Source organism: Amycolatopsis cynarae, from assembly GCF_026802195.1.
Classification (GTDB): domain Bacteria; phylum Actinomycetota; class Actinomycetes; order Mycobacteriales; family Pseudonocardiaceae; genus Amycolatopsis_E; species Amycolatopsis_E rhizosphaerae.
The window spans coordinates 6,112,336-6,127,466 of record NZ_CP113836.1 but is presented as its reverse complement, the minus strand read 5'-3'; the positions used below and the strand labels follow the sequence as shown (position 1 = coordinate 6,127,466).

The 15,131-nt window shown below is 69.4% G+C and carries 14 protein-coding genes; 7 read left to right on the top strand and 7 right to left on the bottom strand.

The annotated features are described in order from the left end of the window. Positions 1–116: 116 nt before the first annotated feature. On the bottom strand, positions 117–791 hold the full coding sequence (locus tag ORV05_RS29440) for a response regulator (protein WP_268755222.1): 675 nt from the start codon (positions 789–791) through the stop codon (positions 117–119). After that, a complete protein-coding gene (locus ORV05_RS29435; protein ID WP_268755221.1) occupies positions 788–1,948 on the bottom strand; it encodes a sensor histidine kinase in 1,161 nt (386 codons plus the stop codon). Before ORV05_RS29435 ends, ORV05_RS29440 begins: the two co-directional genes overlap by 4 nt. A gap of 227 nt (positions 1,949–2,175) precedes the next feature. Between ORV05_RS29435 and ORV05_RS29430 the strand changes: the two genes are divergently transcribed. From ORV05_RS29430 to ORV05_RS29420, 3 genes are read left to right on the top strand one after another with little or no spacing between them, the layout of a single operon-like run. After that, positions 2,176–2,583, top strand: a complete 408-nt coding sequence (locus tag ORV05_RS29430) for a DUF6223 family protein (RefSeq protein WP_268755220.1) — start codon at positions 2,176–2,178, stop codon at positions 2,581–2,583. Further along, a complete protein-coding gene (locus ORV05_RS29425) occupies positions 2,580–3,332 on the top strand; it encodes a DUF998 domain-containing protein (protein WP_268755219.1) in 753 nt (250 codons plus the stop codon). The genes ORV05_RS29430 and ORV05_RS29425 overlap by 4 nt, the downstream gene beginning before the upstream one ends. Positions 3,333–3,368: 36 nt before the next feature. Next, positions 3,369–4,577 carry an MFS transporter gene (locus tag ORV05_RS29420; protein WP_268755218.1) on the top strand — a complete coding sequence of 403 codons (1,209 nt, stop codon included), beginning with the start codon at positions 3,369–3,371 and terminating at the stop codon, positions 4,575–4,577. A gap of 4 nt (positions 4,578–4,581) precedes the next feature. On the opposite strand, the gene ORV05_RS29415 is transcribed toward ORV05_RS29420, so the two are convergent. Next, complete coding sequence (locus ORV05_RS29415; protein WP_268755217.1) at positions 4,582–4,938, bottom strand: MerR family transcriptional regulator; 357 nt, start codon at positions 4,936–4,938, stop codon at positions 4,582–4,584. A 73-nt stretch (positions 4,939–5,011) separates the two neighbouring features. Here ORV05_RS29415 and ORV05_RS29410 point away from each other — a divergent pair, with 73 nt between their 5' ends. Further along, positions 5,012–5,755 carry an amidohydrolase family protein gene (locus ORV05_RS29410; protein WP_268755216.1) on the top strand — a complete coding sequence of 248 codons (744 nt, stop codon included), beginning with the start codon at positions 5,012–5,014 and terminating at the stop codon, positions 5,753–5,755. Here the strand turns inward: ORV05_RS29410 and ORV05_RS29405 are convergent. Beyond that, a complete protein-coding gene (locus ORV05_RS29405; RefSeq protein ID WP_268755215.1) occupies positions 5,741–6,997 on the bottom strand; it encodes a primosomal protein in 1,257 nt (418 codons plus the stop codon). The genes ORV05_RS29410 and ORV05_RS29405 overlap by 15 nt on opposite strands. Before the next feature lie 108 nt (positions 6,998–7,105). Between ORV05_RS29405 and ORV05_RS29400 the strand changes: the two genes are divergently transcribed. Next, positions 7,106–9,613 carry a DEAD/DEAH box helicase gene (locus tag ORV05_RS29400; protein WP_268755214.1) on the top strand — a complete coding sequence of 836 codons (2,508 nt, stop codon included), beginning with the start codon at positions 7,106–7,108 and terminating at the stop codon, positions 9,611–9,613. A gap of 70 nt (positions 9,614–9,683) precedes the next feature. Continuing rightward, positions 9,684–10,952 carry a cytochrome P450 gene (locus tag ORV05_RS29395; RefSeq protein ID WP_268755213.1) on the top strand — a complete coding sequence of 423 codons (1,269 nt, stop codon included), beginning with the start codon at positions 9,684–9,686 and terminating at the stop codon, positions 10,950–10,952. A gap of 85 nt (positions 10,953–11,037) precedes the next feature. On the opposite strand, the gene ORV05_RS29390 is transcribed toward ORV05_RS29395, so the two are convergent. Together ORV05_RS29390 and ORV05_RS29385 are read right to left on the bottom strand one after the other, a co-directional pair. Continuing rightward, a complete protein-coding gene (locus ORV05_RS29390; RefSeq protein ID WP_268755212.1) occupies positions 11,038–11,229 on the bottom strand; it encodes a ferredoxin in 192 nt (63 codons plus the stop codon). A gap of 9 nt (positions 11,230–11,238) precedes the next feature. After that, entirely contained in the window at positions 11,239–12,420 is a 1,182-nt protein-coding gene (locus tag ORV05_RS29385; RefSeq protein WP_268755211.1) for a cytochrome P450, read from the bottom strand. A 115-nt stretch (positions 12,421–12,535) separates the two neighbouring features. On the opposite strand from ORV05_RS29385, the gene ORV05_RS29380 reads away from it, so the two are divergent. Further along, entirely contained in the window at positions 12,536–13,204 is a 669-nt protein-coding gene (locus ORV05_RS29380; RefSeq protein WP_268755210.1) for a TetR/AcrR family transcriptional regulator, read from the top strand. 110 nt (positions 13,205–13,314) lie between these two features. Here the strand turns inward: ORV05_RS29380 and ORV05_RS29375 are convergent, their stop codons facing one another. Beyond that, positions 13,315–15,114 (bottom strand): carbohydrate-binding module family 20 domain-containing protein, encoded by a 1,800-nt coding sequence (locus ORV05_RS29375; protein WP_268755209.1) that lies wholly within the window; start codon positions 15,112–15,114, stop codon positions 13,315–13,317. Between the last annotated feature and the right edge of the window lie 17 nt (positions 15,115–15,131).

Below are 15,131 nucleotides of genomic sequence, written 5' to 3'. Positions count from 1 at the left end.
CGGGGGCGCCCGGGTCCCATGGTGGCCCGGGCGGCGGGTGTCACGCCGGGGGTCGGGGAGGACGGCCTGCGGACCGGCATCGTCAAGCCCGGACCGTGTGGTTCTGTCCGTGCCCGTCAGGAGTTGCGGGGGGTTACCAGGCCCGATTCGTAGGCGAGGACCACGAGTTGGGCGCGGTCGCGGGCGTGGAGCTTGGTCATGGCTCGGTTGATGTGGGTTTTCGCGGTCATCGGGCTGATCACCATCCGGTCGGCGATCTCGTCGTTGGACAGTCCCCGCGCGACCAGGGCCACGGCCTCCCGTTCACGGTTGGTCAGCTGTCCCAGCACCGCGCCGGTGGCGGTGCCGTCGCCAGTGTCGAACGGCTGGGTGACGTACCGATCGATCAGTCTGCGGGTGATCGACGGGGCGAGCAGGGCGTCGCCGCGAGCGGCGACACGGATGGCGTGCAGGAAGTCCTCCGGCTGGATGTCCTTGACGAGGAACCCGGCGGCGCCGGCGCGCAGCGCTTGGAAAACGTATTCGTCCAGGCCGTAGTTCGTGAGGATGACGACGTGGAGGCCGGCCAGGGCCGGATCCGCGGCGATGCGCCGGGTCGTCTCGATACCGTCGACGACCGGCATCTGGACATCGACGAGCGCGATGTCCGGTAGGTGCTGCCTGGCCAGCCTCAGGCCCTCGCTCCCGTCCCCGGCCTCGGCCACGACCTCGATGTCGTCTTCTCCGTCGAGGAACGCGCGGAACCCGCTGCGGATGAGTGGCTGGTCGTCGACCAGCAGGACACGGATCACGACGTGCGGTCCGGTGTCCGGTCCACGGGGAGTTCGGCGTGGACGGTGAAGCCACCGCCGCCGCGCGGTTCCGCGCGGAGGCGACCCCCGAGGGCGTTGACCCTCTCGCGCATCCCGAGCAACCCCACTCCGGGCTCCCTGCCGGGCACCGGCGTGGTGTCCGGCGTGGCCCTGCCGTCGTCATCGACTCGGATGGCCAGGGCGTCGGGACGGTAGTCGATCCGGACCGACGCCGTCGTGGCGTCCGCGTGACGGGCGATGTTGGTGAGTGACTCCTGGACGATCCGGTAGGCGGTGCGATCCACCGCGGCCGGGATGGCACGCCGATGTCCCTCGATGGCCAGTGTCGCGTCCAGGCCGGTCGTGCGGGCCTGTGCCACCAGCCCCGGCACATGGTCGATCCCACGCGACGGGCTCATCCCGTCGTTGTCGTTGTCAGGGTTCGTGTCGCTGCGCAGCGCTTCCAGGGTGGCGCGCAGTTCCCGAGTCGCCTCACGACCGGCTTCCCGGATCGCCAGCAGCGTCTCCGGCACCGGTTCGCCACGCTTGCGGGCGAGGTGGACCGCCGCTTCGGCCTGCACCTTGATGACCGAGATCTGGTGGGTCAGCGAATCGTGCAGTTCTCGCGCGATGTGCAGGCGCTCCTCGTCGGCACGGCGCCGCGCGGTCTCCTCACGGGTGCGTTCGGCCTCCTCCGCCCGGCGCTCGGCCTGCCGCAGCGCCTCACCCGCCGCACCGGCGGCGACCAGCCACGCCAACTCGAGGGCGCCTCGGGACTGTGCGTACGCCTTGCTCAGGTCGTGCAGGGAGACCAGGGCCGCGAACGGGAGCGTGGCGATCAGGAGCACCGAACCCGCCACCGTGACGACCCGGTGTCCCGCCCTCATCGTGGCGTACACGGCGAACAGGTACGCGACGACAGGCACGCCGAAACCGACGGCCTGGTAGCCGAGTGCGCACAATCCGGTCACGGCCAGCACGATGACCGGGGCCCGCCGGCGCGCGGCCAGCGCCAGCCCGCCGGTGATCAGCAACGCGTAGCCCAGCGGGGCGAGACTCGTGGCCGGGGCCTGCTCGGACAGCCCGGTGATCAGCAGCGTCGCCGCCACGCCGACGGCGATCACCCAGTCCCCGACACCGATCGGACCCTTGCGCACACCCCGCACCCTAGCCAGCTTTTCGCGGGGGCGACTCCTCCGCCCGGATGATCGGCCACTTACCGCGCACGCGGTAGTTCCCCGGCTCCTGCGGCGCCCGCGGCAGCCGGCTACGGCATCCGCGGCAGCGCGAACTGTCCGCGTTCGCGGGACGACGGACAACGGCTCGGCCGAAAGGATCGGACCATCCCTCGCAGGTCATGTCGAGGGAGGAGAAGGAGCATCTCATGTCCGTCCGATTTGCGCTCTCCCCAGCGGAGGCCGCACACATCCTGGTCCAGTCCGCCGCCCCCGGCCCGTACGGCTTTACCCCCGAGCGAATGTGGGCCTCCGCGGCCGCGATCCTGGCGCTGGCCGGCGCGGTCATCGGCGTCTTGGCGCTGGTTCGCTCCGCCCGGCGCATCGGCAACGGCGGAAGAAGGGGAGCCGTCGTCGCGCTGGCGGCGGGGCTGATCGCCGCGGTCAACGGCGCGCTGACCCTGGCCGTCGCCGACGGTGGTCCCGGCACCGGCAACGGAGTCGTGGGGGCGGCCGGGGCCGTGGTGCTGGGGCTGATCGCGATCATCCTCGGTGGGACGGCCCTGGCCCGCGCCCGCCGCGTCACTGCCCGGGAGATGGCGAAGGTGGCGCGATGACGACCACCAGGGTGGAACGGACGGCCCCGGCGGGGTCGGCACGCGCGACCCGTGCGTTGCTGGCGTGCGGCGTCGTGGCCGGTCCCCTGTACGTGGTGGTGACGCTGGTCCAGGGGCTGACGCGCGACGGCTTCGACCCGAGGGTGAACACCTTCAACGTCATGACCACCGGTGACCTCGGGTGGCTCCAGAGGACGAACGGGCTGCTGACCGGAGTGCTGATGGTGCTCTTCGCGGTCGGGGTGAGCCGGGTACTGCGCACGGGTCGTTTCGCCGCGTGGGGGGCGCGACTGCTCGGGCTGTACGGCGTCGCCATCATGGTCGGCGGCATCTTCCCCTCGGACCCGCAGCCCGGCTTCCCGGCCGGAACGACACCGGAGATGGTGCGGACCACCTGGCACGGCATCGTGCACCAAGGTGCACGCGGGGGCGGCTACCTCATCCTCACCATGGCGAGCCTGGTGATCGCGTGGTCGCTCGCCGCCGAAGGGCGCCGGGCCTGGGCCTGGTTCACGGTGGCCGCCGTCCCCGTCCTGGGCGCCGTCATGCTCGCGGCCCACAACCCGCTGGCTCCCGGCGCTGACGTCACCGGTAACCCGATGGTCCGGCTGGTCTTCTTCGCACCCCTCGGACTCACCTGGGCCTGGGCCTTCGCCTTCGCCACGCATCTTTACCGGCGCACTCTCGGTGGGGAAAACGGGCTGTTCACGACGAGAAACACGTTGCGCGGGGCCACTCATCCCCAGTAGCTTCCAAGATGTAAGACATGATTCTCACATCTTGGGATGGTGAAGATGGGACACGCGGTCGCGGCGGGCACGCAGAGCAAACGGCGCTGGGGCATCCTCGCGCTGGGCCTCGCCGCCCAGACCGCGAGTTGCTCCTTCCTCTACGGCATCCCGTTCCTGGTCTCACGAATGCGGGAGGCCGAGGGGCTGACCCTGGCCCAGGCCGGTGCCGTGGTCGCCGCGCCCAGCGTCGGGCTGCTGTTCACGCTGATCGCGTGGGGAGCCGCGGCCGATCGCTACGGTGAGCGCCTGGTGATGGCCATCGGGCTGGGTGTCTCCGGGATCCTGCTGCTGGTCACCGGGATCGCGGCGCCACCGTTGCCCGGGCTGTTCGCGCTGTTCCTGCTGGCCGGGGCGAGCACGGCCAGCGTCAACGCCGCGAGCGGCCGCGCCGTGATGGGCTGGTTCGGAGTCCGGGAGCGCGGTATCGCGATGGGCATCCGGCAGACCGCGCAACCCCTGGGGGTGGGCGTCGCCGCGCTGGCGCTGCCCCCACTGGCGCAGCGGTGGGGATTCCACGCCGCTTTGCTGTTCCCCGGGGTGTTCGCCCTGGTGGTCGCCGTCCTGGTGGCCTGGCTGGTGCTCGACCCGCCCCGGCCGGAGCGTGCGTCCGGCGCGCCCAAGGCGGCCTCGCCCTACCGGAGCCCCGCCCTGTGGCGGTTGCACGGGGCGAGCGCCCTGCTGGTGGTGCCCCAGTTCGCGGTGTCCGCGTTCGCGCCGGTCTACCTGGAATCGAAGCAGCACTGGGACCCGCTGGCCGCGGGCTGGTTCCTCGCCGGGGTGCAGGTCCTGGGCGCGCTCGGCAGGCTGGGTTCGGGCTACTGGTCGGACCGCGTGGGCAGCAGGCTGCGGCCGATGCGGCTGCTCGCGATGGCCGCCGCCGCGGTGATGCTGCTGGTCGCGGTGGGGGATGCGACCTGGCCGTGGGTGGTCCTGCTGGCGCTGGCCCTGGCGGCGGTGATCACGGTCGCGGACAACGGTCTGGGCTTCACCGCCTCGGCCGAACTGGCCGGGATCTCCTGGGCCGGGCGGGCGATGGGCGCGCAGAACACCGCGCAGAACCTCGCGGCTTCGTTGACCCCGCCGCTGCTGGGCCTGGTCATCGGGGACTCGCGGTACGCGCTGGCGTTCTGCGTGGCGGCGATCTTCCCCGTCCTCGCCGTCGGCCTGACCCCGGTCAAGGCCGAAGAGGCCGCACGCGAGTAAGCGGTTACCGGACTCGCGCCTCGGTGGTGGCGATGGTGCGGCGCAGGAGATCACGGGCGGTGTCGAGCTCGGCGGCCTGGCGGTCCAGGACGTCGAGCCGCTCGCGCAGGGTGTCCAGTGTGCCCGGGCAGGCATCGAGCGAGCCGTCCGGATAGGCGCAGGGGAGGACCTGGCGGATCACCCGGGTCGGCAGCCCGGCCGCGAGCAGCGCACGGATCTGCCGGACGCGCGCTTCGGCGTCTTCGTCGTAGTCCCGGTAGCCGTTCTCGCGCCGCCGCGCGGTCAGCAGGCCGGTCCGTTCGTAGTGCCGCAGCAGCCGTTCGCTCGTGGCCGTGCGGCGCGCCAGTTCACCGATCAGCATGACTTGACCCTCCCACCGTGTCAGGGATCAACACTCGCACCGACCACCTGATTCCGGTCCACGAGGAGAGACCTTGATCATCGACGCGCACAGCCATGTCCACGACCCGGTGGAGATCCAGATCGCCGCACTGGACGAAGCCGGTGTCGACAAGGCGGTGCTGTTCGGCACCCGTCCCCATCCTGAGCGTGCGGTCGACCTCGCCTCGCTGCGCCGTGAGATGGACACGCTGACACGCACCCTCGAAGGTGACGAAGCGGCACCGCGGGAGGCCGCCGTCCAGGAGTGGGAGCGGGCGGCACGTGCTTACCCGGACCGCTTCCTGCCCTTCGCCAAGGTTTCGCTGACCGAGCCCGACGTCGAAGGGCTGCGCGGGATCGGGGAGCTGACCCCGCCGCCGGACCGGGCGGAAACGGTCGAACCGGTGCTGCGCGCCGCGACCGACCACGGCGGGCTTCCCGTGGTCGTGCACGGTGCCGCGCCCACCACCCGCAAGGACCTGCACACGCTGGCCGCGCTCGCCCGCCGTTACCCGAGGGTGCCGCTCGTGGTGAGCCAGCTCGGTGGCGCGCACTGGCTGGACGCCATCGAGTTGGCGCGCGAGGTGCCCAGCCTGTACCTCGAACTGTCCACCGCGAACATCGTGTTCGCGGTCCGGATCGCCATCGCGGAACTGCCCGAGCGCACCCTCTTCGGCTCCGACGCGCCCTACGGCGACCCGGTGCTCGCCCGCGCCATGGTCGAGCGCGTCACCTCACCGGGCGAGGTCCGCGATCTGGTGCTGGGGGGCACCATCGCCCGGCTAGTGAACCTCTAGGCGGGCTTCGAAGGACTCGACCAGCTTGCGCCACTCGCTCTGCTCACCGTCGAACGGCGCGCTCGGCGCGAGCCGGTTCGGGTCCGGCCGGAGCACGAACGACACCAGCCAGCCGAGGCTTTCCGAAGTGGACAGTGCGTTGCCGACGCTCTCGTCGCCGGCCCAGTCCGCGGCGTCGGTGAGCAGTTCCACCGCCAGTTCCAGCTGGGTCGGGTCGATCGAATCGGTGCCGTCGGCGATGTCCTCGGCGAGACCGGCCAGCACGTAGGTGTTGTCCGCGTCGACCTCGATCTCCAGCTCACCCGCGGTGGCCCTGGCCAGCACATCGTCCCAAGTGGACACTTCGGCCAGGTCTGCCTCGGCGAACTCGTTGGCGTCGGCCAGCTTGCGCGCGAGCGCCTTCGGGGAGGTCCAGACGTCGATCCGGCCGTCCTGGCCGAGGAAGACCGGCTCGTCGTCCAGGTAGCACCGGAGCGTGTAGTACTCGCGCTCATTGGTGATGATCTTGATCGGGTCGATGCCGACCTCGGCCCAGAAGCCGGTCGGGGCCTCGTCCTCCTCGTCGTCGTCCGCGGCGGTGAGCTCCTCGTCCAGCTCCTCGGCCTCGGTGTCGACACCGGCCTCGGACTCGGCGGACTCCTCCAGGAACGCCGCCAGTTCCTCGGCGGTCTGCTCCAGCACCGTCGCGTCGACGTCGGGGACGGTGATCAGCCCGTCGATCGCGTCGAGCACGATGTCCCACTTCTCCGACACCGCTTCGGACAGATCGGTCCACAGTCGCTCGCCCTCGCGCCCGGTGAAGGGCAGACGGCCCTGTTCGAGCAGCGAGAAACCCTCGGTGGCGTCGAGCACCTCGTGGACCTCGTCGAGTTCGCACACGTCGGCCAGCGAGCGCACGATGCCGACGATCTCGGCCAGTTCGCTGATCGTCCACGAGTCCGGGTCCTCGGCGACCAGTTCGGGCACCCCGACGAGGTCGTAGGAGTGGTCGTCGTCGGGGATCAGCTCCGGCACGTTCAGCGCGGGAACCGCCGACCAGGCCGGGTGGTCGATCAGGTCGTGCTGCTCGGCGGTGCGGACGTACGCGGCCAGATGCGCGGCGTCCGGGAAGGCGTACAGATCGTCGCCATCGCCGAGGAAGGCCTCCCACTCCTCGCCGTCTTCCCGCCAGCGCGGAGCCCAGAGGGTCACCAGGTCCCCCTGCGGCAGCCCGAGTTCGATCGGGACGATGTCCTGTGCCATGCCAGCCCTCCGGATTACCACCTGTGTGTGCGAAGCCTACGGGTTTGCGGGCCGGGCCGCGATGGGCCCCACGCCCTGTGCCGCCGGGGATGGCACGATGGAGACATAATGACACTCGCAGATCTCCTACCAGCGCATCCTGATCCCGACACCCTGTTCGAGGCGTTTTCCACCTGGACGGCCGATCGGGGCCTCGAGCTGTACCCGGCTCAGGAAGAGGCGCTGATCGAGGTCGTCTCGGGGGCGAACGTCATCCTGTCCACGCCGACCGGATCGGGGAAGAGCCTGGTCGCGGTCGGTGCGCACTTCACCGCGATGGCGCAGGGCAGGCGCAGTTACTACACCGCGCCGATCAAGGCGCTGGTCTCGGAGAAGTTCTTCGCGCTGATCGACATCTTCGGCGCGGAGAACGTCGGCATGATGACCGGGGATTCCAACGTCAACCCGGACGCGCCGATCATCTGCTGCACGGCCGAAATCCTGGCGAACATCGCGTTGCGGTTCGGTGCGGACGCCCCGGTCGGCCAGGTGGTGGCCGACGAATTCCACTTCTATTCCGAGCCCGACCGGGGCTGGGCGTGGCAGGTGCCGCTGCTCGAACTGCCGCAGGCACAGTTCGTGCTCATGTCGGCCACGCTGGGCGACGTTTCCTTCTTCGAAAAGGACCTCACCCGGCGCACGGGGCGGCCCACCGCGGTGGTCACCTCCGCACAGCGGCCGGTGCCGCTCACCTACCGCTACGCGCTCACCCCGCTGCACGAGACCATGTCGGAGCTGCTCCACGGTGGGCAGGCGCCGGTCTACGTGGTGCACTTCTCGCAGGCCGCTGCCGTGGAGCGGGCACAGGCGCTGATGAGCATCAACGTGACCACCCGCGCGGAGAAGGACGCGATCGCCGAGGCGATCGGCGACTTCCGGTTCTCGGCGGGGTTCGGCAAGACGCTGTCCCGGCTGGTGCGGCACGGCATCGGCGTGCACCACGCCGGCATGCTGCCCAAGTACCGGCGGCTGGTCGAACAACTGGCGCAGTCGGGCCTGTTGAAGGTGATCTGCGGCACCGACACCCTCGGCGTCGGCATCAACGTGCCGATCAGGACGGTGGTGTTCTCGGCGCTCACGAAGTACGACGGCGTCCGCCAGCGGCACCTGAAGGCCCGCGAATTCCACCAGATCGCCGGGCGTGCGGGCCGTGCCGGGTTCGACACCGACGGGTACGTGGTGGTGCAGGCGCCCGATCACGTGGTGGAGAACGCGAAGGCGCTGGAGAAGGCGGGCGACGATCCCAAGAAGAAGCGCAAGATCGTCCGGAAGAAGGCGCCCGAGGGGTTCGTGAACTGGACGGAGAGCACCTTCGAGCGGTTGATCGCCTCGCCGCCGGAGCCGCTGACCTCCAGCTTCCGGGTGAGCCACTCGATGCTGCTCAACGTGATCTCGCGGCCGGGCAACGCCTTCGAGCACATGCGGCACCTGCTGGAGGACAACCACGAGGACCGGCCCGCCCAGCGCAGGCACATCCTCCGCGCCATCGCGATTTACCGGGCGCTGCTCGCCGCGGGCGTGGTGGAACGGCTCGACGAGCCGGACGAGGAGGGCCGGACCGTCCGGCTCACCGTGGACCTGCAGTTCGACTTCGCGCTGAACCAGCCGCTGTCGCCGTTCGCGCTGGCCGCCATCGACCTGCTCGACCCCGAAGCGCCGGGCTACCCGCTCGACGTGGTGTCCGTCATTGAGTCCACTGTGGATGATCCGCGCCCGGTGCTGTCGCAGCAGCAGTTCAAGGCCAGGGGCGAGGCCGTGGCGGCGATGAAGGCCGAGGGCATGGAGTACGACGAGCGCATGGCGATGCTCGACGAGGTCACCTACCCGAAGCCGATGGAAGAGCTGCTGCACGCGGCGTACGAGACCTACAAACGCGGCCACCCCTGGGTCGCCGACTACGAGTTGTCGCCGAAGTCGGTCGTGCGGGACATGTACGAGCGGGCGATGAACTTCGTCGAGTACGTGAACTTCTACTCGCTGGCGCGCTCCGAGGGGCTGGTGCTGCGGTATCTGGCGGACTCCTATGACGCCCTGCGGCACACCGTGCCCGACGAGGCGAAGACGGAACCGTTGCAGGACCTCATCGCCTGGCTGGGTGAGCTGGTGCGGCAGGTCGACTCGAGCCTGCTGGACGAGTGGGAGGCGCTGCGGCATCCCGGCGAGGTGGAAGGCCTGCACGCCCCGCAACTGCCGCAGGGACCGCCGCCGGTCACCGCGAACGAACGTGCCTTCCGGGTGCTGGTGCGCAACGAGCTGTTCCGGCGGGTGGAACTCGCGGCACGCGGCGCCTACGAGGAACTGGGCGAGCTGGACGCGGGTTCGGGCTGGGACGCGGTCGAATGGGAAGCCGCGCTGGAGCCGTACTTCGAGGAACACGACGAGATCGGCATCGGTCCCGACGCGCGGGGCCCGGCGCTGCTCATCATCGAGAAGGAACCGCCGGTGTGGCGGGTGCGGCAGATCTTCGACGACCCCGCGGGCGATCACGACTGGGGGATCAGCGCGGAGGTCGACCTCCCGGCCTCCGACGAGGCCGGCGCCGCCGTCCTCCGCATCACCGCCGTCGACCAGCTCTGAGCACAGCGAACCGGACCGCGAATTCCGCTGTTCCACTGATCCTCAGGTGGTTCCGTGTAGCATCCGGGGTATGAGCGATCTTCGCGCGCGCGTCATTGCGTGGTTGGGGCGCAGATACATCGAACGAAAGCAGAAAAAGGGCGTCGATCTGCTTTCTCTGCTGCCCGATTCCACGCTGATGCCGTTGCGCCGGAACGGATTGGATCCGGTGCCCGAGCTGGCGGGCAGGCGCGACACCGAACCGGTCGCCTCGCTGCGGCTTCCCTTCGGCCTGCGTGCCTGGCTGGTCACCGGGTATGCCGAGGCCAAGGAGGTGCTGGCGGCGACGGGGAAGTTCAGCAACGACTACACGAACCTGGTCGGCACGGCCGGAATGTCGGCCGAGCAGAACCCCGGGGGCCTCGGTTTCGCGGATCCGCCCGATCACACCCGGTTGCGGAAACTGCTCACACCGGAATTCACGATGCGCCGGCTCGCCAGGCTCACCCCGCGCATTCAGGAAATCGTCGGAGATCAGCTCGACGCGATGGCGGCGAGTGAGGGTCCGGTGGATCTTGTGCAGTCCTTCGCGTTTCCCATCCCGTCGTTGACGATCTGCGAGCTGCTCGGGGTTTCCTACGAGGATCGCGCGGACTTCCAGCGGCTGAGCACCGCGCGGTTCGATCTGTTCGCCGGTGCGGGTGCTTCGTTTGGCGCGATCTCCGAGTCGCTGTCGTACCTGCTCGACATCGTGAAGAAGCAGCGGGAATCGCCGGGGGACGGGCTGCTCGGCATGCTCGTCAAGGAGCACGGCGACGAGATCTCCGACCGGGAGCTGGCGGGTCTGGCCGACGGGGTGCTCACCGGTGGCCTGGAAACCACGGCCAGCATGCTCGCGCTCGGTGCCATCGCGCTCCTGAGCGATCCGTCCACTTTCGACCTCGTGCGCGACGAGGACGAGGCGATCAACGGCTTCGTGGAGGAACTGCTGCGGTACCTCACCGTCGTGCAGGTGGCGTTCCCCCGCTTCGCCAAGGAGGATCTCGACGTCGGTGGCGTGCGGGTCAAGGTGGGCGATGTGGTGTTCGTGTCCCTGAGCGGGGCCAACCGCGATGATGTGCTCGGGTCCGGAATGGAGGATTTCGATCCGCGCCGTGATCCCGCGCAGCATCTGGCCTTCGGCTGGGGCGCGCACCGCTGCATCGGCGCGGAACTGGCGCGCATGGAGTTGCGCATCGCGTACCCGGCGCTGGTGCGGCGTTTCCCGGAACTGCGCCTCGCCGTCGAGCCGGAAGAGCTGTCCTACCGCGCGACCTCCGTCGTCTACGGCGTCGACACCCTCCCCGTCCACGTCCGCTAGCAGCCGCGGTTTGCCGTGAATGGTCCCTTCACGGTCGAATCGACTGTGAAGGGACCATTCACGGCACCGCGTGCCGCGCCTCCGCTCAGTCTTCGACGAGGGAGAGGGCCTGGCTGGGGCAGATGTGCACGGCCTCCCGGACCTTCTCCAGGTCGTCCGGCCGCTCGACGAGGACGACGACGGTGCCGTCCTCGTCGCTCTGGTCGAACACCTCGGGGTCGGTGAGCACGCACTGACCCGCGCCGACGCAGCGGGTGGTGTCCGCGACTATCCGCATGAGCAACTCCTACCAGGTGACCGGGAGTTCGTACAGGCCGTAGATGTTCGCATCGTCCTTGAACGGCAGTTCGCCCGCGTCCACGGCGAGCCGGAGGCCGGGTACCCGCCGGAAGAGGGTGTCGAACACGATCTGCAACTCCATCCGGGCGAGGTTCTGGCCGAGGCACTGGTGCGCGCCGAAGCCGAACGCGATGTGGTGCCGCGCGCCGCGTTCGATGTCGAACTCCTCGGGGTCGTCGAAGGCCTCCGGGTCGCGGTTGGCCGTGTTCCCCAGTGCCAGTACGCCTTCACCGGCGCGGATGGTGACCCCGCCGAGCTCCACGTCCGCGGTGGCCACGCGCGAGGTGGCGAACTCGGCGATCGTGAAGTAGCGCAGGAGCTCTTCGACCGCGTTGAGGGTCTTCGACGGGTCCTCGCGGAGGGCGGCGAGGGTTTCCGGGTGTTCGAGCAGGGTCAGCGTGCCCAGCGAGATCATGTTGGCGGTGGTCTCGTGACCGGCGATGAGCAGCAGGAAGCCGAGGCTGACCAGTTCCTCCCGGTCCTTGGTCTTCTCCAGCTGACGGCTCAGCAGGTCGTCGCCGGGTTCCCGCTCCTTCTTGGCGATCAGGCGGTGGAGATAGCCCCGCAGGTCGTCGATGACGGCGAGCCGCTCGTCGGATGAGGTGGTCCGGCGGAGGAGCTTCGTGGACCGGCTCTGGAAGAAGTCGTGGTCGGCGTAGGGCACGCCGAGCAGTTCGCAGATCACCAGCGAGGGCACCGGGAGTGACAGCGCCTGCACCAGGTCCGCGGGCCGCGGTCCGGCCAGCATCGCGTCGATGTGCTCGTCCACGATCTGCTGGATGCGGGGGCGCAGCGCCGCCATGCGCTTGACGGTGAACTCGCCGACGACGGCGCGCCGGGCCGGGCCGTGCTCCGGCGGGTCCATGGCGATCAGGGAGGGACGGAAGTTGGTCGGCCTGCGGTCGCTGAACAGCAGGAGCGGGAAGCCGGGATTGCGGCGGTCGGAGCTGAACCGGGGGTCGGTCAGCATGGTGCGGATGTGCTCGTGCTTGGTCAGTGCCCAGGCGGTCTGGCCGTTGGGCAGGGCGACCTGGGAGATGGGTGCCTCCTCGCGCAGCCGGACGTGCTGTTCCGGCGGGGCGTAGGGGCAGCTGCGGGTGATGGTCAGTGGTGCGGGAGCCGTGGTCATGGGTTCCACCCCAATCCGTGACTGAGAGTATCCGGACGAACACCTTCCACTTAATTTCCAAGGTACCGAAGCGGAAGAACTTCGTCCACCTCTTTCAGGATGCGACAATCGGGGCGTGACGGCAGATCCGGAGACGAAACTGCGGGCCGACGCGCGCCGCAACCGAGACCAGATCATCGCCGCCGCCAAGGAGATGTTCGCCGCGCAGGGCCCGGACGTGCCCATGGAGGAGATCGCCCGCCGGGCCGGGGTCGGCGTCGGCACCCTCTACCGTCGCTTCCCCGACCGCGAGGCGTTGATCCGCGCGGTGGCCCAGCACAACTTCGCCCTCGTGCTGGAAGAGGCCCGCGCCGCGGCCCGCGAGGAGCCCTCGGCCTGGCAGGCGCTCGTCCGGCTGCTGCGTCAGTCGCGCGAACTGCGGCTCAGCGTGCAACTAGCGCTGGTGTCGCCGCTGGCCTGGACGATCCTGCGCAACGACGCCAAGACCCAGGAGTTCCGCGACGCGATCCTGGACGTGCTCGACGGGATCGTCCGCACGGCCCAGCAGGACGGCACGCTGAGGACCGACATCGGAACCGGGGACGTGGCCGTGCTCGTCTCGTTCCTGCTGCGCCGGATCCCGTTCGCCCCCGACGAGGACCTGCTGCTCGACCGGGCGCTCACCCTCATCCTCGACGGACTGAGCGCACGCCAGGGCAGCCCGTTGCCCGGCACCCCCACCAGCGCCTTTGACCTGATGCGAGCCAAGCGCAGCCGGGAGCAAGCCCCTCCCGGCTGCGCCTGACGGTCCGTCTCGCCTGACATCACGGCGAGGACGTGGAACCGTGGATCCGGGCGAAAGGCGCGGTAACGCCCGGATCCACGGAGCCGGGTGCGGTTTCCCGCGGTGACGCGCTACCGCCAGGTGTCGCCGAGTGTGGCGGTTCCGCCCGCCGGAGTGGTGTAACTCCGGTTCGGGTCGGATTCCCAGGTGACCGTGCCGTCGGAGTTCTTGACGAGGTACTTGTACTGGAAGGTGGTGTTCGCGGGCAGGTCGACGGAGGCCGACCAGACCGGGTAGCCGGCGGAGGACAGGGCCACCGAGGAGGCCGGTGACCAGTTGCCGAGCTGCGGCAGGGAGCCGACCACGAACACGTACTGGCCGGGCGAAGTCGACTCGGTTTCGTCGAACGTCACCGTGGCGCAGTTCGAACAGGTGCCCGGCGCGTCGACGTCGATGGCCACCGCGTCGTAGGCGGGCACCGGAATCGTCGCGTTGCCCGAGCCGTCCACGGTGATCACCGGGCCGGAACAGCCGCTGGACGACGAGTACGTGCCGTGGATGACGTCGCAGTACTTCCCGGCGGGCAGGCCGGTGACGTAGGTCCGCGTCCCCGTCGAACCCTCGTTGTTGATGGCGACGAAACCCTTGCCGCCGCGGCTGAAGGCGATCGAGTTGCTGCCGTCGCTCCACCAGTTCGCCACCGTGGTGCCCGCCACCGCGTTGTGCCACCCCACCATGCCGGTGACCGCCTGGTTCCGGTCCGTGCAGTACCAGGCGCTCGTGGCGCAGTCGGTGTCGGTGACGGTGCCGTCACCGTTGGCGGGTGGCGACTGGTCGCTGGAGGAGAACTGGAAGCTCGCGTACACCTGCGGCGTGCCGTACCCCCACGCGAGGTGGAAGACGTTGGCCAGCAGGTAGGTCCGGCCGTTCTGGTAGCTCAGTGTGCTGCCGTTGCGATCGGTGTCGTGATTGTCCACAAAGGTCACCGAGTTGGCGCTGGGCTGCAGTCCCCACGAGGAACCGAACGAGGACAGGTTCGCGATGCTGCCCTGGAAGTTGTTCTTCAGGTCCGACGCGTAGGTGAACTCCAGGACGTCACCGGTGGAGGTGTACATCGACGGCGTGACCGCGCCGCCGGGCATGACCTCCTGGTAGACGTACGGGGCTGTGCCGGACGTGGTCCTGTTCAGCTGCGACTCGATCGCGGCGATGTCGTTGTCGTTGATGCTCTTCGCCGCGTCCATCCGGAACCCGTCGACGCCGAGGCCGATCATGTCGTTGAGGTAGGCGGCTTCCTTGGCGCGTACGCCGCTCTGCTCGGTGTACAGGTCGGCGAGGTCCACCAGTTCGCACTCCTGCACCTCGGTCTGGTTGTTCCAGTCGGTGATCTGGTCGGTGGAGTTCGGGCAGTTCGCCGGGTAGTAGTGGAAGTCTCCGCTGGAGTAGAGGCCGCCGTAGGAGTACTTGCCGGAGAACGCGGTGCCCGCGTAACCGACGCCGCCGGTGTGTCCGGTCATGTGGTTGAGCACCGCGTCGGCGTACACCTTGATCCCCGCGTGGTGGCAGGCGGTGACCATCGCGGCGAACTGGTCCCTGGTGCCCATCCGGCTGTTCAGCCCGTAGCTGACCGGCTGGTACACCTCCCACCAGGGATGGGTCACGCCGTTGTAGTCGGGGAGGGAGATCGACTCCTCCGGGGGTGCGACCTGGACGGCGCCGTAACCGGCCGGACCGAGCACGTTCGCGCACTCGCGGGCCACCGAGTTCCAGTTCCACTCGAACAGGTTCGCGATCACGTCTTTCACCGGGTTTCCCGGTGGTGTCGCCTGTGCCATGGGCACCGACGAGATCGATGCCACGACTGCACCGCTCACGAGCGCGGCCACCGCCGTCACGGAGAGCGCTCTCCGCGCGGCCTTGAGGGATTTCACCACGACCTCCTGGCAAC

Coding starts and splice junctions, on each gene's coding strand:
- ORV05_RS29420 (WP_268755218.1), top strand. CDS start 3,369: ATGGTGAAGATGGGACACGCGGTCGCGGCGGGCACGCAGAGCAAACGG.
- ORV05_RS29400 (WP_268755214.1), top strand. CDS start 7,106: ATGACACTCGCAGATCTCCTACCAGCGCATCCTGATCCCGACACCCTG.
- ORV05_RS29390 (WP_268755212.1), bottom strand. CDS start 11,229: ATGCGGATAGTCGCGGACACCACCCGCTGCGTCGGCGCGGGTCAGTGC.
- ORV05_RS29430 (WP_268755220.1), top strand. CDS start 2,176: ATGTCCGTCCGATTTGCGCTCTCCCCAGCGGAGGCCGCACACATCCTG.
- ORV05_RS29405 (WP_268755215.1), bottom strand. CDS start 6,997: ATGGCACAGGACATCGTCCCGATCGAACTCGGGCTGCCGCAGGGGGAC.
- ORV05_RS29385 (WP_268755211.1), bottom strand. CDS start 12,420: ATGACCACGGCTCCCGCACCACTGACCATCACCCGCAGCTGCCCCTAC.
- ORV05_RS29395 (WP_268755213.1), top strand. CDS start 9,684: ATGAGCGATCTTCGCGCGCGCGTCATTGCGTGGTTGGGGCGCAGATAC.
- ORV05_RS29415 (WP_268755217.1), bottom strand. CDS start 4,938: ATGCTGATCGGTGAACTGGCGCGCCGCACGGCCACGAGCGAACGGCTG.
- ORV05_RS29425 (WP_268755219.1), top strand. CDS start 2,580: ATGACGACCACCAGGGTGGAACGGACGGCCCCGGCGGGGTCGGCACGC.